Source organism: Gimesia alba, assembly GCF_007744675.1.
Lineage (GTDB): Bacteria > Planctomycetota > Planctomycetia > Planctomycetales > Planctomycetaceae > Gimesia > Gimesia alba.
Genome location: NZ_CP036269.1, coordinates 689189 through 712721 on the forward strand (window position 1 = coordinate 689189; position 23533 = coordinate 712721).

General features: G+C 50.6%; 18 protein-coding genes. 17 read left to right on the forward strand and 1 reads right to left on the reverse strand.

Translation table 11 applies throughout. The features are described 5' to 3' along the window. Window positions 1–38: 38 nt before the first annotated feature. The 3 genes from Pan241w_RS02600 (at window position 39) to Pan241w_RS02610 (ending at window position 6185) form a co-directional block, all read left to right on the forward strand. Window positions 39–641 (forward strand): peroxiredoxin, encoded by a 603-nt coding sequence (locus Pan241w_RS02600; protein WP_232107336.1) that lies wholly within the window; start codon window positions 39–41, stop codon window positions 639–641. A 137-nt stretch (window positions 642–778) separates the two neighbouring features. Continuing rightward, window positions 779–1468, forward strand: coding sequence for a hypothetical protein (locus Pan241w_RS02605; protein ID WP_145210544.1), 690 nt, complete (start codon window positions 779–781; stop codon window positions 1466–1468). A 106-nt stretch (window positions 1469–1574) separates the two neighbouring features. After that, on the forward strand, window positions 1575–6185 hold the full coding sequence (locus Pan241w_RS02610; RefSeq protein ID WP_145210547.1) for a PQQ-binding-like beta-propeller repeat protein: 4611 nt from the start codon (window positions 1575–1577) through the stop codon (window positions 6183–6185). 37 nt (window positions 6186–6222) lie between these two features. Here Pan241w_RS02610 and Pan241w_RS02615 read toward each other — a convergent pair whose 3' ends face one another. Further along, the gene (locus Pan241w_RS02615; RefSeq protein ID WP_145210550.1) at window positions 6223–7215 is read right to left on the reverse strand and encodes an AAA family ATPase; all 993 of its coding nucleotides are present in this window, start codon (window positions 7213–7215) and stop codon (window positions 6223–6225) included. Between the two features lie 453 nt (window positions 7216–7668). Between Pan241w_RS02615 and Pan241w_RS02620 the strand changes: the two genes are divergently transcribed. The 14 genes from Pan241w_RS02620 to pstA all read left to right on the forward strand — a co-directional run bounded on the left by Pan241w_RS02620 (window position 7669) and on the right by pstA (window position 23520). Next, the gene (locus tag Pan241w_RS02620) at window positions 7669–8148 is read left to right on the forward strand and encodes a CBS domain-containing protein (protein WP_145210553.1); all 480 of its coding nucleotides are present in this window, start codon (window positions 7669–7671) and stop codon (window positions 8146–8148) included. Window positions 8149–8433: 285 nt separating this feature from the next. Beyond that, a complete protein-coding gene (gene frr, locus Pan241w_RS02625; RefSeq protein ID WP_145210556.1) occupies window positions 8434–8994 on the forward strand; it encodes a ribosome recycling factor in 561 nt (186 codons plus the stop codon). 151 nt (window positions 8995–9145) lie between these two features. Next, window positions 9146–10333, forward strand: coding sequence for a phosphoglycerate kinase (locus Pan241w_RS02630; RefSeq protein WP_145210559.1), 1188 nt, complete (start codon window positions 9146–9148; stop codon window positions 10331–10333). A 912-nt stretch (window positions 10334–11245) separates the two neighbouring features. Continuing rightward, window positions 11246–12043 carry a phytanoyl-CoA dioxygenase family protein gene (locus Pan241w_RS02635; RefSeq protein ID WP_145210562.1) on the forward strand — a complete coding sequence of 266 codons (798 nt, stop codon included), beginning with the start codon at window positions 11246–11248 and terminating at the stop codon, window positions 12041–12043. Window positions 12044–12070: 27 nt separating this feature from the next. Then, window positions 12071–13240: a tRNA epoxyqueuosine(34) reductase QueG gene (queG, locus tag Pan241w_RS02640; protein ID WP_145210565.1), complete on the forward strand. Its 1170-nt coding sequence runs from the start codon at window positions 12071–12073 to the stop codon at window positions 13238–13240. Window positions 13241–13374: 134 nt separating this feature from the next. After that, window positions 13375–14178, forward strand: coding sequence for a 4-hydroxy-tetrahydrodipicolinate reductase (gene dapB / locus Pan241w_RS02645; RefSeq protein WP_145210568.1), 804 nt, complete (start codon window positions 13375–13377; stop codon window positions 14176–14178). A gap of 212 nt (window positions 14179–14390) precedes the next feature. Continuing rightward, on the forward strand, window positions 14391–14993 hold the full coding sequence (locus Pan241w_RS02650; RefSeq protein WP_145210571.1) for a hypothetical protein: 603 nt from the start codon (window positions 14391–14393) through the stop codon (window positions 14991–14993). A 58-nt stretch (window positions 14994–15051) separates the two neighbouring features. Continuing rightward, a complete protein-coding gene (locus Pan241w_RS02655; RefSeq protein ID WP_145210574.1) occupies window positions 15052–15879 on the forward strand; it encodes an ExeA family protein in 828 nt (275 codons plus the stop codon). 727 nt (window positions 15880–16606) lie between these two features. Then, window positions 16607–17788, forward strand: coding sequence for an elongation factor Tu (gene tuf, locus Pan241w_RS02660; RefSeq protein WP_145210578.1), 1182 nt, complete (start codon window positions 16607–16609; stop codon window positions 17786–17788). A 250-nt stretch (window positions 17789–18038) separates the two neighbouring features. After that, a complete protein-coding gene (locus Pan241w_RS02665) occupies window positions 18039–18224 on the forward strand; it encodes a hypothetical protein (RefSeq protein WP_145210581.1) in 186 nt (61 codons plus the stop codon). 394 nt (window positions 18225–18618) lie between these two features. Continuing rightward, window positions 18619–20397: a HAMP domain-containing sensor histidine kinase gene (locus tag Pan241w_RS02670; protein ID WP_145210584.1), complete on the forward strand. Its 1779-nt coding sequence runs from the start codon at window positions 18619–18621 to the stop codon at window positions 20395–20397. A gap of 257 nt (window positions 20398–20654) precedes the next feature. After that, window positions 20655–21650, forward strand: a complete 996-nt coding sequence (locus Pan241w_RS02675; protein WP_145210587.1) for a PstS family phosphate ABC transporter substrate-binding protein — start codon at window positions 20655–20657, stop codon at window positions 21648–21650. Window positions 21651–21685: 35 nt separating this feature from the next. Then, window positions 21686–22642, forward strand: a complete 957-nt coding sequence (gene pstC / locus Pan241w_RS02680) for a phosphate ABC transporter permease subunit PstC (protein ID WP_145223157.1) — start codon at window positions 21686–21688, stop codon at window positions 22640–22642. Further along, window positions 22639–23520: a phosphate ABC transporter permease PstA gene (gene pstA, locus Pan241w_RS02685; protein ID WP_145210590.1), complete on the forward strand. Its 882-nt coding sequence runs from the start codon at window positions 22639–22641 to the stop codon at window positions 23518–23520. The genes pstC and pstA overlap by 4 nt, the downstream gene beginning before the upstream one ends. Window positions 23521–23533: the final 13 nt, after the last annotated feature.

The following is a 23533-nucleotide window of genomic DNA, read 5'->3' on the forward strand; positions in this document are numbered from 1 at the left end:
ATAAATCAATCTGTAACTTTAAACACAAGGTGAAAGACATGAAGGTTTTGTATCGTAAACTCTCGATTTCCATGATGAGTCTCGTTTGTCTGTGCGGTTTGTCTGCCAGTGCTTCGGGGCAGGTCTCAGGGCCTCCCGGAAAAGTGGATGTGGGTGATCGAGCCCCAGCGTTTACCGCCAAGGACGATCAGGGGAAAGGCTGGAAATCGACCGACTATGTTGGCAAGAAAATCCTGGTGGTTTATTTTTATCCCGCAGATATGACCGGTGGCTGTACCAAGCAGGCTTGTGGATTTCGGGATGATATGAAAACGCTGCAAGGAAAGGATGTGGAAGTGATTGGGGTGAGTGGTGATTCCCCCCGAAGTCATCAGCTGTTTAAAAAAGAGTACGATCTGAATTTCACTCTGCTGGCTGATGAAGATGGCGGTGTCGCGAAGAAATTCGGTGTCCCGTTGAAAAAAGGCGGATCAATCAAGCGAACGATTGATGGTAAAGAAGAAACTTTGACCCGTGGTGTGACAGCCGCACGCTGGACTTTTGTGATTGACAAAAACGGGAAAGTCGTCATGAAAAACACCAAAGTCAAAGCCGCCGATGACAGTAAAGCGATTTTGAAGCTTGTCAACAGCTTGAAATAGCGGTTTTCGGTTACTGGACAGGCCTGGAACTCACCTGCAAATATCATGATTCGTACTCGACAGTCAACGTACTGGCGGCATACAATTGATGATGCAGGTGAGATTTTATTTAAAGTAAATCCAGTCGGAGCAAAGTGATGTGTCGTATCCGTATGAACAAAGTCTGGTCAGGGTTCGTTGTTTGTCCTGTGTGGGCGGCGATGATGCTGGCGGGCTGCGGGAATGTGGAGCAAGCTGCGAATTCCGTGACTGAAGAACCGGCGAGTCAACGGGGGGCAGCCTCAGCAATTCCCGGCAGCGCAGCCGACGGCAATCAACCCGACTTGAGTCAGACCGAAGAAGTCTCCTTCCGGTCGGGAATGGAGATTGGTGCGATCCCGTTGCCGTTTGATGTCGAAGACGTGACCGGCCCGAATCAGGGAAAACATCTCTGTTACCGTTGCCTGTACGGTGAGCGGCCTGTGGTAGGGATCTTTGTTCGTGATCTGGATCAGAATACAAAAACGCTGATTCAGAAAATCGACAGGGAAGTAGCCACACATCAGGCTGAAAAACTGGCAGCGTTTGTGGTCGTTTTAACCGAAGATCCAGCGTCCGCGAAACCGGGTCTGGAACAGGTGGCTCACGAAACAGAAATAAAACATGTTCCCTTAACGGTTTTTGAGGGGGCTGCCGGCCCGGCAGGTTATAATGTCACAAATGAGGCAACGGTCAATGTGATGATCTGGAAAGGTGATGTAAAAGCAAACCGGGCTTACCAGAAAGGGCAGCTTAACGATGAGGGGATTCAGGAAATCATTGCCGATACCAGATTGATTGTTCAATAAACCTGATCCCAACGCGTTCCATCCGAAAAATGGGTTTTGAAGCACGCTCTGAACCTGTTTACAATGAAAATAATTTTTGCAGGAAGTAGAATCTCTTCATTCGCCTATGTTCGTTTTTAAACAGTCAGACAGATTAACCGGCTATTGTCTACACTGCGTTTCTCTGGTGGTGTTGCTTCTGGTTTTTCTCACGCTCTTTTCTGTTCCCGTCTTCGCACAACCTTTGCGCAATGCGGAGCCGGGCGAGGATCGTCATGCATTGTTTCCCACCAGTCGGCTCTACTCCAAAAATTATCGGGATGCGATACAGCTGATTGGCGAAAAAAAATACTCGGCGGGAATCCCGGAGTTGCAGTCGATTCTGGATGCCCCTGAGGATTATGTGTCTCCCGAACAAGGATTGGATTTCTCCAGCCTGAAAAGTATGGCGCTGCAGGTCATCGCAGATTTGCCGGCTGAAGGGAAACGTTTTTATTCTCTGCAGTATGGTCCCGCGGCCGAGCAGTTGTTGAATCAGGCAGTGGAGCAGGATGATCTCAATCAACTGCAGGAAGTGGTGCGCCGCTATTTCTTTACCAAAGCAGGAGCGGAAGCCGCGTATACTCTGGGCGCGTATTACTTTGAACGGGGAGATTTTTGGGCGGCGACGCGGCAGTGGGAGGCTTTGAGCGATCGGCATGATCTGGGGCAATCAAAGGAGCCCCATCTGACGTTCAAACTGGCGGTTGCCTGGTATTATCTGGGGAATCAGGGGAAATGCCGTCAAACGTTGAAGAAGCTGGTCCGTTTGACTTCCGGAAAGCCTTTTGAGTTACCAAATGGAACAAAAATCACACTGACGTTCGCCAATGATAATCCGGTGGACTGGTTTGCCGCTCTCCTGGGTACTCCAGATTTGAGAGCGGCAGAGGAACAAAAGGATTGGACCATGTATCGTGGCAGTCCTTCACGTCTGGCTTCGGCTCTATTTGCCGTGCCGTCTGCAAAACCGGTCTGGCGTTTCTCGACGATACAAGATTCGGTACTGAGCAGTCAGAAAGATGCGCCGCCGCTTGAAAATATGCTGCAGAAGTTGGGTGAATATCGTCGCAAACATGTTCCGGGAGTGCTGCCGGCTGCCAGCCCGTTGATCATCCAGGATCAAGTCATTTTCAGAACGCATCGTAATCTGAAGGCAGTTTCCTTATCGAAGGGAGAGTTGACCTGGCAAACCACGTTGCCAGATGCGCTGTATCAGAAACTGTTACAAGATCCGCAGAATGAAGACGAAGAGTCATTGGGAATGCCTGAGACTCCGCTGGAGAAATATCTGACCCAGCGTGCCTGGCAGGATTATACCGCCGGTCACTTGAGTACGGATGGAAAACTGGTTTTTAGTGTGGAAAATGTCGGATTCATCGCCGGATTTTATCACTTCAGTCGATTGGATCGCGACAATATTCTGGTGCCTAATTCGTATAACCGTCTGATGGCCTTTGAAGCTGATTCAGGAAAGTTTGTCTGGGAAGCGGGGGGGCCGCGACTGCAAAACCCGATGAACTATTCCGGGCATTATTTTTTGGGGGCGCCGTTGCCTCTGGACGGGAAGCTCTACTGCCTGGCGGAAGAGGGGCGAGAGTTTCGTTTGCTGGTCTTAGATCCGCAAACGGGTAAAACGCTCTGGACGCAATCTTTATATCGCAGTAAGTATCCGATTGCCCGCGACTTTACAACGGATCGCCGCCCGATGGATCATATTCGACGGCGGATGGGTTTAAGTCCGTCTTTTGCCCATGGTGTGCTGGTCTGTGAAACGGGCGAAGGTTGTACGGTCGGCATCGATATCGTGAATCGCAGAATACTGTGGCGCAAGGTGGATGTCGGCGGCGAAGCAATTACGATGTACGCCGCTTTTGCCCGTGATACTAACAAAAACGAGGAAGGTTGGGCCGAGTTTACTCCGTTGATTGTGGGAAATCGGGTGCTGATCTACTCGCGCAAGCTGCAGAATCTTCAATGTCTGGATCTGTTCGACGGTCGATTGTTATGGTCGAAGGCACGGCGGAAAAAATTATTTGTCGCAGACGTTCAGGGTGACAAAATTCTGCTGGTAAGCAACGATCGTATCGAGGCGATCAAACTGAGTGATGGCGATTCTGCCTGGCCGAAGTCGCAGCCGATTCCTGCTCCCAGTGGTCGTGGAATCGTGGTGAAGAATACCTATTTTCAACCGGTGGATACCGGAGAAATTCTCAGTATTCGGCTGGACGATGGTTTGATACTGGCACGGACCCGAGTTGAGATGGATTCCCTTGTCGGTAATCTTGCTGCTGCCGGGGGAATGCTGGTGTCTCAAAATGAATCTGAGGTGGTCGGTTTCCGATCTGTGGAATCAATTCGGCAGCAGATTCGTCTCGCCGATCAATCGAATCAGCCTGCGGATCTGGCTCTGGCTCAACTGCTGCGGGGCGAACTGAATCTGTTTGCCGGCGATGTGAATCTGGCGATGCAGAAAATCGATCAATCGATTCAAATCCAGCCTACGATTCGAGCTCGACGATTATATGCAGATATGTTACTGGAGAGTTTGGATCATGATTTTAATCAGAATCTGAACCAGATTTCTAAAACGGAGTCCTTGCTGGTTGATGATGATCAACGCAAGCGGTTTTATCAGATTCTGGCTCTGAATTATCAGCAACAGGGCAATTTGCAAGCGGCACTGCAAAATTATCTGCGCCTGTCTGAGTTGCGCGGGCTTCTGGAGTTGGAGACGATCAAAGGAGGCTCTTTTGTTCGAACGGATCGATGGATTCGTTCGCAACTGGAAATTTTACTGGCACGCGCTTCCGAGCAGCAACGCGCTGAGATCGATGAGTTCTTTTCCCTGTATTTTGCAGAGAAGCTGCTCAATGCCAAACGGGATGTGTTGGAGCGTTTTCTGTTGTGTTGCGGAAACCTTCCTGAAACAGAGCAGGCGCGTGTGCTTCTGATTGAACGCTTAGAGCAGGAGGCGATCAATGCCGGTTCCCTCAACGAACAGGCTGCCTTGCGTCGCCACCTGATGCAGCATCTGGAACATCTCCGAGAATCAAAGAATCCTGAAATGGCAGCATTTGCGACAGCCAGGCTGGCGCAAATTTATCTGGGGACGCGTCATGCCGCGCAAGCAGATGCATTGCTGGACGAGTTGGTTTCACGTTGGCCGAATGTCGTTTGCCTGGATCAGAAAACGTCGTTGCAGTTAGCAGCAGAATGGCGTTCTGAATCAAGTTTCCAGAAACAGCAGTCTACGAAATCAGAGTGGCCCGACTATCCGGCGCAAGTCTATCGCGGCGAACATCCGAGAGGGCAGAATACCTCGCTACCGGTAGAGATTATCGGTCTTTCGAATCCGTTGTTTCAAAATTATCAACTGGAGGTAGGACCGGCCAAAGAGAAATTGCTGGCCTACGATGGTCAAGGGAAACAGCAGTGGGAATTTTCACTGTTGGAAGCGGAGGTTGAGGTTCCGAATCAGCTGTATTTTTCTGCTCGCGTGTTTCAGCATTATCTTGTCGTCAACTTTGGGTCTCATTTTATCGTGCTGGATACGTTGAATCGGGATGCAAATAATCGGCCGACGTTGTTGTGGAAGCAGCGGTTGATTGCCGGGCCACCCAGTCTGCGGGACTATATTTCGATCGAGCGCACCGGTGTGGCTCCGGTATTACGCGAGTATATCACACGCAATGCCGACCGCGAGATCCTGGGAAGGATCGGCACGATCAACCAGGATTTTCTCTGCTATCAGCTGGGTACTGACTTGATCGCAGCCGAGTTGTTAACTGGTAAGGTATTATGGAAGCAACCGGGAGTGGTTACGAGCAGCAGGCATTTTGGTGATGCTGATCGTGTGATTGTAATGACACCGATCGCGCGTTCGGATACACGGTATCATACTTCGGAAACACGGTATGGAGTCTTAAGTGGTCAGAGTGGAGAGGAGATCAACGCCTTCAAACTGGGACAAGACGAATCTCCCATTTTTGCGTTTGAGCGTTATATACTGACAATCACCAAACAAGCTGATGGCGGACGAAATCTCCGCTTGAAGGATCTCACGACGAATCAGGAAATCTGGAGCCAGATATTGAGCAAGTCGTCGACTTATACACTGGGACAAAATTACGATCTGGTGATGATTCAACCAGATGGGACGATTTCGTTTCTGGATTTGCGGACGGGTGAGGTGAAAAATAAAGTCAAAGGACAACCAGCGGCTAATGTGCTCAATTTGCTGGTATTGGAGAATCAGCGGCAATATCTGGTCTTTGTCACCCTGCCTTACATTCCTGAAAAGCGTATTCCTCAAAAGCGAGTTACATTTCGAAAATTCAGCATGACCTCATTTCTGTTCAGCGGGATGGTGTATTCAGTTGATCGCAAGTCAGGTGAGTTGATGTGGTCACTACCTCTAAAGGCGCAGGGGATTGAATTTTCTCAATTTCTGGATCTGCCTGTCATCACATTCGGGATTAAACGAATTCAGGGATCGCCTTCCAGCTATGGCACACTGGTTGACCTGCAGGTGGTTGATCTGCGAACCGGGGACGTGGTGCTGAAGGAAACGACGCGCAGCAATCGACTACGGATCTGGAATGTTCCTGATGCAGACCGGAAACAGATTCTGATTGAACCGTTTCAAATCCGGCTCAGTTTTGAAGAGCCGCCGGTGGAAGCCCGGAAACCTGAGTAGAGACGATGTTCAAAGCCGCTCACGATGTTTGTGAAGTTTAATAGCTTTCCCGGTCGTCATCATCGTCGTCAAAATCCAGATCATCCAGGTCGTCGTCATCGTCTCGATCGGGGTGCAGCGGGTTGTCTGGTGAGAAAAAGAAATCTCCCAGTCCCATCGGCATCATGTTTCCGCCCAGGCTCTGTTTTCGTTTTTCTGACAGAGATTCCAGGTCGAGCGCATCGTCGCCAAGACAGCTTTTGAGCGATTCCAGCCAGACGACATCTTTGCTGAGGGGATGGTCTTTGTCCTGGGCGGCGCGTTTTAATGCCAAACGCAAAACGTTGATGCCATCGCGGGTGGAGAAATCCAACTTCAGGCTGTGCGACTGTTGCAGGAAGTCGACGGTGAGGTCGAGCATATGCTCGTCGGCAAAGGGAAGATGATAATGCAGAATCATTTTTTCATCTTCCCGGTTGGGATGCTCGAGCGAAATACTGGGTTGCAGACGGCTGAGAATGTAGTCGGGAATTTCAAACGTGGATTCGTCTTCGTTCATAGTGACGGCGCAACGAAATTCCGGGTGGGCGGGAATCGTGACGCCGGCGACGATCGATTCAATATAGCGGCGATGGTCGAGCAGGGGGGCCAGACTGGCCCATGACTTTTCATTCATGCGGTTGCCTTCATCGAGCACACAAATTCCGCCACGAATCATCGCGGTGACCAGCGGAGACGCGTGATAGGCAATTTTGCCACTCTCGGCCAAAACGGGAGTCACGAGTAAATCTTCGGGCCGTGTGTCGGCCGTACATTGATAAATATAGAGTTCCTGATCGCGCGTTCGCGCACCTGCGATGGCGAGCGATGTTTTGCCGATGCCCGGTGTTCCCACGAGTCGAGGCGTCAAGGGCATATCTTTTTCATCAATTACCAGCCAGCAGGCCAGAAGCTGTTTCAGTGCTTCGTGTTGCCCGATCCACTCACTGGATGTCTGGTCGGCGCGACCCAGATGTAAGCCGACTCCGTCAATTTCCACTCGATGTGCCATTATCATTGATTTCTATGGTTGGTCAGTTCACTCACTGGTTGAAACTGCGACAAGCCTTCAGAGAATAGAGTTTTGAATCAGTTATGATTATAGGCGTCTCAAGTCACTCCTGATAAGTCTGGTCTTCCAACTCTTCGGGCATCAATCGAAATTTGGTGAAAAAAACGAGGGGAGGTGTTTTTTCGGGAATTTATTAAGTTCTTGATTTAAAAGAAGATAATGGTTTCAAGAATCAATCGAACACCTGGTGATCAGTAGAAAACTTTTTGAGAAGTCAAAATTATGTTGTTAGAATACACAGGTTTCCCACATTTGAATTTTTAATAACGTGTTTTGCGTTATTTCATATCTGAAGTGAGAGCACACATTCTCAACTATTTTGAATTCATTTCTTTCGTAGTGTGCTCCCTTTACCTTGTGATTCTAAACGCCAATTTAGAAGGGGGAAGTGCGATGAATAAACCAGTTCTCGCAAAGGACATTATGGTCACGAAGTTGATTACGTTAACTCCGGACATGGATGTACTGGAAGCAATTGGGATGCTATTGAACCATCGTATTTCAGGAGCCCCTGTGATTGACCCGGACAACCGGGTGTTGGGGGTCTTTTCTGAACGCTGTTGTATGGACGTGCTGATCAAAGCCAGCTATGAGCAACTTCCCTCGTCTCAAATTTTTCCCTTTGTTGATACCGAAGCACGCTGCATCTCGGAAGAGACCGATTTACTGACGATCGCCCAGATCTTTCTGAGCACGGCGACGCGCCGATTGCCGGTGGTGCGTGATGGTGCTCAGCTGGTCGGTCAGATCAGCCGCCGCGATCTGCTGCATGCGGGAAATAAGAATCTGCAGTTCCGAACGAACATCCCGACCGAGAAAAACCTGCTTTATTTAAGTGGTTTAATGACGCGGGACGAATCGCCCATTTCCTGATCCGCCGTTGAGAGTGGGTAGGATTTTAAGCAAAAATGATTGATAAAAAACCAGCTGGACACGTTTCAGCTGGTTTTTCTCGTATCTGACGGTTTGATTTTCCCAGCCGGTCAACTAAAATCGGGCCAGTTTCTGTTCCCGTTCGAGGGAACCAGGAGTATGTTGCGCTCAGTCGTCCTGTTTTTCCACAAGCGAGAGGGGGCACAGACTCTGCTAAACACCGATTGATCATCATCACTTGAAGATTCTATTCAGATAAAGCCATCTATTCAAAGGACTTGTAACATGGACCAGGATGAAATTTTACTCGACGCGGAAGAGAGAATGGACAAAGCGGTTCATGTGTTGCAGGGACAGCTGCAAGGCATTCGAACAGGCCGTGCCACTCCGGGGCTTGTGGATTCGGTTCGCGTTGACTATTACGGTTCGCCGACCCCACTGAAGCAGATGGCAAACGTCAGTGTACCGGAACCACAGCAGATTTTGATCCGTCCGTTTGATGCCCAGATGGTGGGCGAGATTGCGAAAGCCATTCAGGCCAGCGATATGGGCCTGGCTCCGAATACCGACGGGCGCGTCGTGCGGTTGAACATTCCCCCGCTTTCGACAGAGCGTCGTCGTCAATTGGTTTCACGCGTGAAAGAACTGGCAGAAGAAGCCCGGATTTCGATCCGCAATATTCGTCGCGATGCGAACAAACACGCCGATCAGGCCGAAAAAGACAAAGTGATGGGGGAAGACGAGCGCGACAATACCAAGACCGACATTCAGGATCTGACCAAAAAATTCGAAGGCAAAGTCAACAGCATGGCTGATGCGAAAGAAAAAGACGTGATGGACGAGTAGTCTTTTCTTGGCCTTGTAGCAGCGACCACGAAACGTGTTTAAAGTTGCGTTTGCAAAAAATATCATCAGGAATACTTTTCAGATCTAAAGTATTCATCACACTAACATTCTATCTCAACCTCTGTATGAAAAGAGACTGGTTCAAGTTTCCATGGCTAAAAAGACAATTGAAAACGTAGACGTTGCAGGCAAAGCTGTATTGATGCGTGTGGATTTCAACGTTCCTCTGGATGAGAATCTCAAGATCACCGATGATCGCCGCGTGCGGATGGCGCTGCCTTCGATTAAATCGGTCATTGAGCGCGGCGGACGCGTGATTTTAATGAGTCACCTCGGTCGTCCCAAAGGAGACGCCGGCGATGCAAAGTTCAGCCTGAAGCCGACGGCCGCTTGTCTGGGTGAATTATTAGGTCAGGACGTGGCCTTTGCGACGGATACAGTAGGCGATGATGCGAAAGCCAAAGTGGCTGACCTGAAAGATGGTCAGGTGCTGATTCTGGAAAACCTGCGGTTCAATGCCGGCGAGAAAAAAGGGGACGCTGCATTCGCTGCGGAGCTGGCTGCCTTCGCTGATATTTACTGCAACGATGCATTCGGAACCTGCCACCGTACCGACGCTTCAATGGTCGCAGTGCCGGAAGCGATGGACGGTAAACCGAAAGTCGTCGGATTCCTGGTTGCGAAAGAAATTCAATATCTCACCGACACCATTTCCAACCCCGAACGTCCATTTGTGGCGATTCTGGGCGGTGCGAAGGTTTCAGACAAAATTAAAGTCATCGATAATCTGCTGGGAATCTGCGACAAAGTGCTCATCGGCGGCGCGATGGCGTATACTTTCTCTCTCGCGCAAGGCGGGCAGGTTGGTGGCAGTCTGGTCGAAGAAGACAAAGTCGATCTGGCTAAGGAATTGATTGCCAAAGGGGGCGACAAACTGATGCTGCCCGTGGATACGCACTGCGGTGACGATTTCAACGCTAACTGTAACAAAGTGGTTGTCAAAGCGGGTGAGATTCCCGACGGTTTTGAAGGCCTGGATATCGGTCCTGAAACAGCCAAGATTTATGCAGAAGCCGTCAAGTCAGCGAAAACCGTTGTCTGGAACGGTCCGATGGGTGTATTCGAGATGCCTCCCTTTGATGCCGGCACGAAGGCGGTTGCCCAGGCGATTGCCGACAGTGATTCGACGAGCATTATCGGCGGCGGTGACAGTGCTGCTGCGATTCAACAACTGGGCTTTGCCGATCAGGTGTCGCACGTCAGTACTGGTGGCGGCGCCAGTCTGGCCATGCTGGAAGGTCAGGAATTCGCGGCAGTCAATCTGCTGGATGAAGCCTGATTCCGATTCTTTGAAACCCAATTCTTGAAGATAACTCAAAGCACAGCCTGTTCGTTAACGGGCTGTGTTTTTGTTTTGAGCACGGGAGATGCTCGAAACCTGTGAGGAAACAGGTTAAACTGGATGAGAGGTTCTCCTTATATCAGAGATGTTTTTTGTTGGTCTGATCGGACTCGGGGTGGCACTGTCGGCTTGTCCGACAGTGAGAAATATTTCGGGACGTTCCATCAAAACGGTATCTATTATTGGGTGTCTGGAGTATTGATTGCAGAGATCGGATCGGCACTGTTGGACGAGCCAACAGTGGCACACGCCGGTCGAATATTGGTTGTGATTTGAGTTGTTGAGGGAGCTGAGAAACACTGTTAGAGAGGGAGTTTGAATTATTCTGTAAGTCATCCTGATAGAACTTGGGGTGGCACTGTCGGCTTGTCCGACAGTGAGAAATATTTCGGGACGTTCCATCAAAACGGTATCTATTATTGGGTGTCTGGAGTATTGATTGCAGAGATCGGATCGGCACTGTTGGACGAGCCAACAGTGGCACATGCCGGTCGAATATTGGTTGTGATTTGAGTTGTTGAGGGAGCTGAGAAACACTGTTAGAGAGGGAGTTTGAATTATTCTGTAAGTCATCCTGATAGAACTTGGGGTGGCACTGTCGGCTTGTCCGACAGTGAGAAATATTTCGGGACGTTCCATCAAAACGGTATCTATTATTGGGTGTCTGGAGTATTGATTGCAGAGATCGGATCGGCGCTGTTGGACGAGCCAACAGTGGCACACGCCGGTCGAATATTGGTTGTGATTTGAGTTGTTGAGGGAGCTGAAAAACACTGTTGGGCAAGCCAACAGTGCCACCCGTTGCTTCCTGAATTCATGAAAACTCTGTTTGAGAATGGGGGAAGTGAGATGAGCGCGGAGTTATTCACTGCAGATGAGATCAATCGGTTTCAGCAGGATGGTTTTCTGATTGTGGAGGGGCTCTTCAGTCAGGAAGAAGTGACTCTGCTGGGACAGATTGGCCGTGCGGATCTGGCGATGCAGCAGGCGACCTTTAGTCGCGCGGACGGCGAAGGGGGCGCGGTCAAACTGAGTGTCGAGAATGAGCTGCACGATGATATTTACGGTGCGATCGCCCGCAGTCAGCGTGTCGTTGATCGGATGGAAGCACTGCTCGGCGATGAGGTCTATCATTACCATCACAAGATGATTCAGAAAGAGGCCAAGGTCGGCGGCGCGTGGGCCTGGCATCAGGATTACGGCTACTGGTACAACAACGGCTGTCTGTTTCCGGATATGGGAAGCTGCATGATCGCCGTGGATCGGGCGACCCGGGAAAACGGTTGTCTGCAGGTACTCAAAGGGAGTCACCTGATGGGGCGGATCAATCATGGCCCGGTGGGAGATCAGACGGGAGCTGACCCGGAACGGGTTGAGGCCGCCTGCGAACGTTTCGAACTGGTTTACTGCACACTGGAGCCGGGGTCTGCCGTGCTGTTTCATGCGAATCTGTTGCATCGCTCTGATCAAAACAAGAGCGAGCATCCGCGGTGGGGCTTTATCTGCTGCTACAATACGCGGCACAACGATCCTTATAAAGAATCGAGGCATCCGCGTTATACTCCGTTAACGAAATGTGATGATGCGGAAGTCTTAACGGTAGGTCGGGCGCAGTGGGAACAGCTGCAGTCACATCCTTCGGTCTGAATCAACACGTCTGCGTTCGAGAACACTATGGCCGAAGCATCAGAACGATCAGACTGTGATCGGAGTCAACAAAGCACGCTAATCAAACAGATGGCACGTGAGGTCGGCTTTGATCTGGCGGGGGTCGCACCGGCGGTGACTCCAGCGGGGTATCATAGTTTTCTGGACTGGCTGAATCAGGGTTACGCCGGCGAGATGAGTTATCTGGAGCGGCGGAAAGACGCCTATGAGCATCCGCGATACGTGATGAGTTCGGTGCGCAGCGTGTTGATGCTGACGCTTAATTACCGGACGGAAGAACCGTCGCCCCTTTCAGAAACCGAGGCGCGCGTCTCTCGTTATGCGTGGGGGACGACCGACTATCATAAGGTGATCCGCAAAAAGCTGAAGCAGCTTGCACGCCTGATTCACGCGCAGTTTCCCGCTTGTGAAACTCGCGGCATTGTGGATACGGCGCCGTTGTTGGAACGCGACTTCGCACAACTGGCGGGCCTGGGGTGGATTGGAAAAAATACGCTGCTGTTGAATCAGAGTGAAGGAAGCTGGTTTTTTCTGGCAGGACTGTTGCTGAGTGATGAGCTGGAATATGACGCGCCGCAAGAGACGTCGCATTGTGGAACGTGCACGCGTTGTCTGGAAGCCTGTCCGACCGATGCATTCGTGGAAGCGGGAACACTGGATGCGCGGAAATGCATTTCGTATCTGACAATCGAACTGCGCGATCAGCCGATTCCTGCTGAGTTGCGACCGGGAATGCAGGATTGGATGTTCGGCTGCGATGTCTGTCAGGATGTCTGCCCCTGGAATCGCAAAGCGCCCGTCAGTCATGAGCCTGCCTTTCAGCCTGTGGAGACGTTCTCGCCCGTGGATGCCTGCGAATTATTGACGCTGGATGAAGAGGGCTTTCAGAAACGGTTTCAGAGTACGCCGATGTCGCGTGCGCGACGGGCCGGTTTATTACGGAATGCGGCGATTGTGCTGGGCAATCGGGGAGAGGCGGCCGCAGTGCCAGTACTATTGACTGTATTAATGGATTCGGAACCGTTGATTCGAGGAGCGGCGGCCTGGGCGCTGGGACAGTTGGGAGGGGCTGAGGTCGCGACATCTCTGGAGCAGCGGATGGCTGTTGAGTCTGAGGCAGAAGTGGTGCACGAATTACAGTGTGCGATTGCAGAAATCAAAAACCGGGGTGAATAAAGTCAAAAATGCAGGTAGAATGACCGGGGGTCTCATGGAAAAGTCGAGGATCTTGTATTACGATCTTCAGCAGAGATCTGTACCAGAAAATACATCAATGTGCATCGAAACGTTTCAGTCAGTGGGAGTCAGAAATGGGTGATCAACTTCTCGTCGGAGTGAATGGGGCCGGTGGTCGGATGGGACAGCGCGTGGCCGTGCTGGTTTATCAGGATCAGGATTTAAAACTCGGGGCGGCTTTAGAGTCTGACAATTCTCCCGTGCTGGGGAAAGATGCCGGCGAAGTGGCGGGCATTGGTCCGATTGGTGTTCCGATTCAATCAGAGCTGACGGACCGGGTGGATGTGATCATTGATTTCTCGTTACCGGCGGGTCTGGTGAAAGTAGCCGAGATCTGTGCGGAACGGCAGATTCCGCTGGTGGCGGCGACGACAGGATTGACTCCGGAACAGCGGAATGAAGTGCTGACCGCTTCTCAGACGACGCCGCTGATTCTGGCGCCGAATATGAGTCTGGCCGTCAACCTGATGATGAAGCTGGTTCGCGAAGCCGCGCATTCACTCAAAAATTCTCCCGGCGGCGTGGATGTCGAAGTAATCGAACGCCATCACCGGTTTAAAGAAGATGCACCCAGCGGGACGGCGCTGCATTTTGGTGAGATCATCGCCGATGAAATGGGACAGACCGAGCACATTCATGGGCGGCACGGACGTCCGGGGCCGCGGCCTACCTGCGAGATTGGCTATCATGCTCTGCGAACCGGCGACAATGTCGGCGAGCATACGATTGTCTTCGGCATGATGGGTGAGACGATCGACTTGACGGTCCGCGGCCATACCCGGGACAGTTATGTCTATGGCGCTTTGGCTGCCGCTAAATATCTGGCAACACAGGGCGCGGGGCTGTATACCATGGCGGATGTATTGGACTTGAATTAGTCACCCTGTTTAGCAGGTCTTCCTGTTTTACCAAGTCCGTGAAACAGTCAAGAGTGGTATACTCATTAACCGATATAAGAAGAGCGCTTGCTGTCTCCAGACAGAGCGGGTTTCACTTCAGTGATAGACGGTCTAGTTCCGTCTGGCAAAAATTCAGGGATTGAGCTCGTATTTGTTGTCAATCAGATATTCACCCCTCGAAGGAACGAGAGATGAGTTGGCTTAAGTCTCTATTTTTCAAACACACTCTGAATTTATTTCGTCTGGTGTTTGCGCCGATTGTCCGAAGATGCTCTTTTGCCTTCAAGTGGAATCAGACAACGAAAACGATTGCCGGTCTGTCGGCAAGTATCTTTTCGATGATGGCACTGCTTTCCTTTTTCAGTTCCTTAGAGGAACCGGCGGCGTTGTCGGAACCGGAAACGATTTCCCCGGAATTAGGGGCCAGCGATGAGCTTTCGATGGAGTTCGGTCTGGATGCGTCTTTGCCACTTCAGGAGCTTGAAACAGAATCGTCCGTCAGTTCAAGCTTCGAAAATCCGATTCAACCAACTTCTGTGATCCGGACCGTTTCTGTCGAGCAGGCTGTGGGGACAGCTCAGAATGACGGGGGCGTGTATCACGCGGTAGGTCAGCAGAATGGGGAACAACGCGTCATGCAGGTGGCAGGCGAGTACCCCGTTTATATTTCCAGAGAGAACCAACCAGGCAGCCAGAGTCAGCCAGTCAATGATGGAGCCGCCTGGCTGACGGGAGAAATCGAAGAAATTGACGACTTGCCAGTGAATGGTTCGTTTCGTCGTTTGAGAAATTAATCAGTCAACGTGTCAATAAGAGTGCCCTACGCTAAACCATTCCCGGGAATCAGAGTTTATGTATCAGAGTTACTGGAATTTGCAGAGTGGTCCTTTTGAAGAAAAATTGGACGCCACTTTTTTTTATGAAAGCCATCCCCATCAGGCGGGCTTACTGAAGCTGCAATATCTCATCGAGAACAGCAAGGGGGCTGGTTTACTCGTTGGTGGCTCTGGAATGGGAAAGTCGTATCTGTGTCATGTACTGAAGAGCCAGCTGGCTGAGCAGCATCAGCCGTTCGTGCATCTGGTGTTTCCCCAATTATCGCCGATCGAACTGATTTCGTATCTGGCGGTCGAGCTTGGTGCAGAGGAAGCGGGCATTGAACCGGTGACGCCGGGGAAAGATCGGATTGTACGGGCCTTACACAGGCAGTTGCTGTTGCTGTGCGAGCAGGGACACAAACCTGTGATCGTGATTGACGAGGCACATCTGATTGTCGATCAGCGTATTTTCGAAACGCTGCATCAGCTCTTGAATTTTCAACAGACGTCCGAGATTGATTTCACACTGTTGTTAGTTGGCGATCAATTGCTGTTAAGCCATCTACAACGGTCAGCCCAGTTAGACGACCGGATTGCGGTGCGTTGTCTGCTGAAACCATTTTCTCCGGAAGATACGCGCAATTATGTGGAGCATCGGCTGGAAGTGGCCGGCCGCAATGAGCCGGTGTTTGATGATGAGGCCTATGAGACTCTGTTTGAGTTAACCCAAGGTAATCCTCGCAAGATCAATCGTCTATGTGATCTGGGTTTGTTAGTCGGATATGCTGATGAACTGCCTGTGATCACGTCCGATGTGCTGGAAGCCGTTGCTGAAGAACTGGTGACGTCGATTCCTGACTAGCTAGCGTTTCTTAACTCGAAATGGTGTTTCGAATGTAAGGAACCGGTGCAAGGTGGTGTTTCTTAACTCGATCGGTTCTTGCCCCTGACGTCCAACCGGGGCTAACGCCCTGCGGCTAATGGGCCTCTTCTGCGGTCATCGTCCAGTGAACAGGGGCAACAACACACCGTCGGCTACGGTGAATTCTTACGTAGCGAACTCGATCGACCTCAAAATCAGGATCAGAACGATTAAATAAACGCTATCTTGGCTGTTTTCGGTCCACTCTCTTTTCTAATCGGCCAAAGATTGTGTTGCCTTTGAAGGTCTGCTGTTGCGCGTTTCCTTAATGGCTGCGCGAATTCGATTCGTCTTGCTGACGAAAAATCTCCGAACCCTTTTGAGGCGGGTGTGTCTGTTCTCCCACACACTTTTAAAACAGGGAAAATCCATGTTCCAATTCTTCACCAGATCAAGATCATCAGAGGACTCGTCAAGCAAGGGCGGGGTGGGATCGTTGTCTGGAGTGTGAGACGCAACTATTCATTCATCAGTTCAACCCGCCCGATTCCCCAATCAGGCGGGTTTTTTTATGTACATAACTCATTGGAAATTAACGTCACCATTTTTTCGTCGCATCAACTGATCTGGAGCTGCACGGGCACAAAAAGGCTGCTGAGGCTGCTCACCTCAGAAGGCTGGCCAGTAAATGCGATCTACTCCTCTTTGAGAAAGGAGGCTATGAGCAATGGTTCAGAAAGTTCATGTCAACGTTGGTACGATTGGTCACATTGACCATGGGAAAACGACTCTGACGGCTGCCATTTTGGGAGTGCAGTCGGAGAAGGGTCTGGCGCAGGCCAAGTCTTATCAGGATATCGCCAAGGGTGGTATCGTGCGCGATAAGAGCAAGACGGTGACGATACTCGCTTCGCATGTCAAATACGAAACGGAAGATCGTACCTATGCCCATATCGACTGTCCCGGCCACGCCGATTATATCAAGAATATGATTTCCGGTGCGGCCCAGATGGATGGTGCGGTGCTGCTGGTTTCGGCCGCCGATGGTCCGATGCCTCAGACGCGCGAGCATATTCTGCTGGCGCGGCAGGTGGGTGTGCCTTATCTGGTCGTGTTTCTTAACAAATGCGATCTGGTGGATGATCCCGATCTGATCGAACTGGTGGAAATGGAAATTCGGGACATGCTGACACAGTACGGCTTTCCCGGAGACGATGTTCCCTTCATTCGTGGATCTGCAAAACAGGCTCACGATCATCCGGCGGATGAGGAAGCAGCGCGGTGTATCAATCAATTGCTGGATGCACTGGATCGTTCTATCCCTGATCCTGTGCGGATGACCGACAAGCCGTTCCTGATGTCGATTGAAAATGTATTTTCGATCTCAGGGCGTGGCACGGTTGTGACCGGAAAGATCGAGCAGGGAGAGATCCGTGCCGGTGAATCTGTCGAGATCCTTGGTCTGAGCGATGAGACCCGTGTCGATACGGTGACACAAGTCGAATCATTCAGTGCGCTGGTTGAGACCGGTCGTGCTGGTGACAATGTCGGCTGCCTGTTGCGCAAGACCGGATACGACGAAGTGTCGCGCGGCCAGGTGCTGGCGGTTGCGGGTTCGGTTACGCCGTACCGGGATTTTGAAGCGGAAGTGTATGTGTTGAAGAAAGAAGAGGGTGGCCGTCATACGCCGTTCTTTAACGGTTATACGCCGCAGTTTTTCTTCCGCACGACCAACGTCACCGGGACCGCAATGGTTCTGGGAGACGTTGATATGGCTTTGCCCGGCGACGGTGTTTCGTTGAGTGTTTCACTCACGCACCCGGTTGCACTGGCAGAGGGAGATCGGTTTGCCGTCCGTGAAGGCGGTAAGACCGTTGGTTCAGGCGTGGTCACAAAAGTGATTGCCTGAGGAGACACGCCCCTGGTCTGAACACTCAGATCAGGGGCGTATTCAGTTCGTTGCTGCCGGATCTTCAGTTAGTGACGTTGCCTGCTATCGCATACAATTCCCGTTGCGGTTTGGCTGCGTGTGCTGACTGTGATGGTGTGAATGCGCTGGCGGACGAACGTGGTGTGTGGTTGGCTGACGTCACTCAATGATGCTGAAGTGCACGCATGGGGCAAGCGAAAATTCACAGATGAAGTGGAATTCTTGTTCGATGAAAGCGCAGGAAAGTGCAATGAAGCGGTATCAAAACGATACAATTGAGACGCTGTTGGAAGAGGCGATTGAAAACGGAGTCCTGGTAACATCGGGCAGGGCAAGAGTTAATGCGACGTTTGTTTCAGGCAGTCTGAACTTAGTTTCTGATGAAAATCGTGTTTGCTCGCGCGCGCGACGCTAACTCCGCATGTTAGGGAGCCGCGGCTGTGAGTCAATCGGAAATAAAGGTCTGTTTTTCAGGGGTGAAAACCTGGTTGTCTGAGACGGGGAATGATCCAGTGCATTTTTTGAAAGCAAATTGCGACATGCGTTTGACAGGGTTCGCATCTGCTCGTGTCGTTCAAGAGTATTTCTTTTATGATGCAGGTATTGTGGATTCGCGAACGCGTTATTTTACTCAGTTCTCGTGAACTCTGAATGAAAATGCAGTTCAGCCCTTGCGAACAGACAGGCATCGGTATCACAATAAGCGAATTCTCTTTAGCCGGCAATCGAGTATCGTATTGCGTATTCAGAGTCTATTCAGCCATTAATGATCGTTGAATGCTCTGTCAATCATCAAGGTGGATGTATCGATGTGGTCTTCGCGACTGTTCTGGAAACTGTTTCTGGTTTATGCCGGTTTAAATATTGCGTCTGCAATTGTCTTTGTTTTGATTGTTTCCGGACGCCAGCAGGATCAGGTTGAAGAACAGATTAAGCAGCGTCTGCACGATTCGGCGATTATCATGCGGAGCAGTCTGGATGGTATTTTCGAGCAGGGACTTTCAGAGCAACTGCAGGAAAAAGTGAAAAAGCTGGGGCAGAAGACCGGAACGCGATTGACTCTGATTGACATGGACGGACTGGTGATCGCCGACTCGGATCAGGAGACTCTGGAGCTGGTCCGGGAGATGGAGAATCATAAAAATCGGGTTGAAATCATTCAGGCGATGTCGACCGGCGAGGGGAGTTCAAAACGGCTCAGTCCGACGTTGAGTGAACCGATGTTGTATTACGCCCTGTTATTCAAGGAAGACGGGCAGCCTGAAGGAGTGGTGCGGGTTGCCATCACGATGGCGAAAATCCAGGAGGAGACTTCTTCAATCGAGAAGTTGATCTGGAGTATTGCCTTGCTGGTCAGTTTTACGGTGATGCTGCTGACCTATTGGGTTGTGGCGCGGATGATTCGTCCCCTGACGATTCTGACCAATGCCGCCGAGGCGATTGCCGGCGGGGATTATGATCAGAAGCTCTATTTTCCGCAGCATGATGAACTGGGTATTCTGGCACAGTCGTTCAATCATATGAGTCAGGAGATGGCCGAGCGCGTCAGACAGTTGCAGGCCAGCGGAGACCGGTTGAGTACTGTTCTGGAAGGGATGGTCGAAGGAGTGATTGCGACGAATGAACGGCAGCATGTGTTGTTCGCCAACGAATCAGCCGGTCGATTGCTGTTTTTCTCTCCGGAAGAAGCGGAGGGGAAGCCGCTGTTTGAATCGGTTCGCAATCATCAATTGCAAAAGTCGGTGACAGAGGTCTTGAACACGTTAGAACCGCAGCGAATGGAGGTCGAACTGGAGAGTACCAGCGATCGGATTCTGGGGGTGACGACGACACCGTTGCCGGGAACTCCCTGTCCTGGCCTGGTGATCGTGTTGTTTGACATGACTGAGTTGCGCCGGTTGGAGTCGCTCAGGCAGGAATTTGTGGCGAATGTGTCGCATGAATTGAAAACTCCGTTGAGTTCGATCAAGGCATATACCGAAACGCTGATTCGGGGAGCGATGGACGACCCGGAAATCAACAAGACGTTTTTGATGAGGATTGAAGAACAGGCCGACCGTCTGCATCAGCTGATTCTGGACCTGATCAGTCTGGCGAGTATCGAATCCGGGAATCAGGTGTTTGATATCATCAGCATTGAGTTGCGGCCGTTTGTGGAATCGTGTCTGGTCGACCAGCAAAAAGTGGCTGAGTCCAATCAGATTGAATTGTTAATTGAAGAAAAAGAACCCGGGATCAAAGTAAAAGCCGACGAAGAGGGGCTGCATCAGATTCTGGGGAATTTGATTAATAATGCGATCAAATACACTCCCGATCAGGGGCGGGTTACGATTCGCTGGGAGCTAGAAGATTCTGGGATGGTTCTACTGCAGGTGCAGGATACGGGGATCGGGATTGCGGAAAAATATCAGGCCCGTCTGTTCGAACGATTCTTCCGTGTTGACAAAGCCCGTTCGCGCGAACTGGGTGGCACTGGGCTGGGGCTTTCGATTGTGAAGCATCTGGTTCAGTCCTTTCAGGGGACAATCAGTGTGACCAGCAAAGTCGGTGAGGGAAGCACGTTTTCTGTGCGGCTTCCTCGTGGCTAATTCTTAATAACGAGTTTCGTAAGTTGCTTTTATAAAAAGACTTACAGGAACCATTTTCTCTGCGCCCCATGTTCGGGAAAGATTAAGTACTTCACGGTATCTTAATATTATCTTAACAATTAGCGGGTATGGTAATGCACGTCCGAGGCAGGTCTGTCATCCGTTGTCTGGTTTTGACTGGTCTGTTTCTGGCACCTTAATTTGCACAGATAACAATCTTGTTTTACCACCATATCTCATTGGGAGAGACGCACGAAATGATCAAGACAAACATCGGGAAAGTATTCGGGCTGATGTGCCTGGCTGTTGGGGTTTCCCTGATTGGTGTTGGCTGTAAAGGAAACAGTGACAGCGCAAATGGTCCTGCTGCTAAAGAAGCAGGGAGCGAAGCGGATGGCGGCGAGAAGCTGTCCGGCAAGGTACAAATTGATGGGTCGAGTACAGTTTATCCCATCAGTGAAGCAGTTGCTGAAGAATTCCGAACTGTGCAGCCTGATGTGCATCCGATTGTGGGAATTTCCGGTACTGGTGGTGGAATGAAAAAATTCATCGCCGGTGAAATTGATATCTGCGATGCTTCGCGTGGGATGAAAGAAAAAGAAGCTGCAGCCTGCAAAGAAAAAGGAATCGAGTTTATCGAACTGTCGGTTGCCTTTGATGGCTTGGCTGTGATTGCCAATCCTAAGAATACCTGGTGTGAGTGTTTGACCGTCGGTCAGCTCAAAGAACTGTGGCGTCCTGAAAGTGGCGTGAAACAGTGGAAAGACCTGGATCCCAAATGGCCCGCCAAAGACATCAAGCTGTATGGTCCTGGTACTGATTCCGGAACCTTCGATTACTTCACCGAAGCGATTGTGGGAGAAGAAAAAGCAAGCCGCTCCGATTACACCGCCAGTGAAGACGATAATGTTCTGGTAACCGGTGTTTCTTCAGATGAATTTGCAATCGGTTATTTTGGATATGCTTATTACGATGAAAACAAAGATAAGCTGAAATTACTGGCCGTCGATGGTGGCAAAGGTTGTACGAAGCCTTCTTTGGAAACCGTACGTAACAACTCTTATGCACCGTTGTCTCGCCCTCTGTTTATCTATGTGCGAAAGTCAGCATTAGAGCGACCTGAGGTAGCGGCGTTTGTCAAGTTTTATCTCGAAAATGCGGCTCAGCTTGCTAAAGATGTTGGCTATGTGCCGGTATCTGATGAAGTTGCGAAAGCGAACGAAGAAGCCCTTAAGGGAGCAATGTCCAAGTGACAGACGAACGTTCGAAAGAAGAACAATCGATCGAGATGGAACTCAGCGAGGCAGCTGCAATCAAGCTGCCTCGCTCTACCTCTTTAGAAAGGGGCGATGGTCTGCTGGTCAGACTGCGCCCGGTCTATGAAGGTTTGATTCATTTCAGCCTGTTTGTGTGTGCCAGCATTTCTGTGCTGGTGACTGTGGGCATTGTCGTTGTCCTGTTGTATGAGTCAGTGCAGTTCTTCTTTGATGTGTCGATTATCGAGTTTCTGACAGGCACGAGATGGGCGCCTCTCCTGAAGCCACAGCATTTCGGGATTCTGCCTTTGATGTGTGGAACGATACTGGTAGCCGGGGGAGCAGCGTTTGTGGCGGTTCCGATCGGTCTGGGAACGGCCATTTATCTTAGCGAATATGCGTCTCCCCGTTTTCGTGATGTTGTGAAACCGATGCTGGAAATTCTGGCAGGCATCCCTTCTGTTGTTTATGGATATCTGGCGGTTGTCTTCGTGTCTCCCATTATTCGGTACGTGTTTCCCAGTGCGGGCGTATTCAATGCTGCCAGTGCCTGTATTGTTGTGGGGATTATGATTCTCCCGATGATCATTTCCTTAAGTGAAGATATTTTGCAGTCTGTTCCTCTGTCTTTACGAGGGGCTGCATTTGCGTTAGGTGCGAATAAATTTGAAGTGACGGTGCGCGTGGTTGTGCCGGCCGCGTTATCGGGAATTATTGCCAGTTTTCTGTTAGCCATCTCCCGCGCCATCGGTGAAACGATGGCGGTGACATTGGCTGCCGGGGCGACTCCGAAGTTGACATTGAATCCTTTGGAGAGCATCCAAACGATGACCGCCTACATTGTGCAGGTCAGTCAGGGAGATACGCCGACGGGCACCGTAGAATATCGTACGATTTTTGCCGTCGGTTTGACCCTGTTCATTTCCACGATGACCATGAATATCCTTGCACAATATATTCTCTCCCGCGTAGGAGAAAAATACGAATGAGTAGCAACAAACTCGATCTATATACAACCAAGCCGCGTGGCAGAATCTCAAACTTTCTGTTTACGTCCCTCTGTTTTCTGGCGACGATGACCTGCGTGCTGATGTTACTGGTTCTGATCTGGAATATCATTATTCAGGGAAAAGGCTGGTTGAGCTGGGACTTTATCGAACGGCTGCCTTCCCGATTTCCTCACAAGGCGGGAATCAAGACTGCGTTATATGGAAGTATCTGGCTGATCGGTCTGACTGCGTTGTTTTCCGTTCCCTTAGGAGTGGGCGCAGCCGTCTATCTGGAAGAATATGCTCCCAAGAACCGGTGGCGTAAATTGATTCAATTGAATATTTCCAACCTGGCAGGTGTGCCTTCGATCGTGTACGGGATTTTAGGACTCGGCTTGTTTGTGCGGGCTTTGGCCTTTGATCGAAGTGTCCTCTCCGGTGCGTTGACTCTGACGCTAGTGGTGTTGCCAATTATCATTCTGGCTTCACAGGAAGCGCTGAGATCGGTGCCTGATTCGATTCGTCGCTCTGCGTATGCGTTAGGTGCCACGCGTTGGCAGACGGTCTGGTATCAGGTGTTGCCGGCTTCATTACCGGGAATCATGACGGGGGTGATTTTAGCCCTGTCTCGTGCCTTGGGTGAGGCGGCTCCTTTAATTGTCGTGGGGGCAATGGCTTACGTACCGTTTGTGCCTGAGAGTCTTTCCGATGAATTCACGTCATTGCCGATTCAGATTTTTAACTGGACTGCGCGTCCTCAGGAAGAGTTTCATCATCTGGCGGCAGCCGGGATTCTGGTACTGCTAATTTTATTAGTCAGTATGAATGCGATTGCCGTATTTGTGCGACATAAATATGGTAAAAAAATCCGCTGGTAGGGCACGCGTTTTG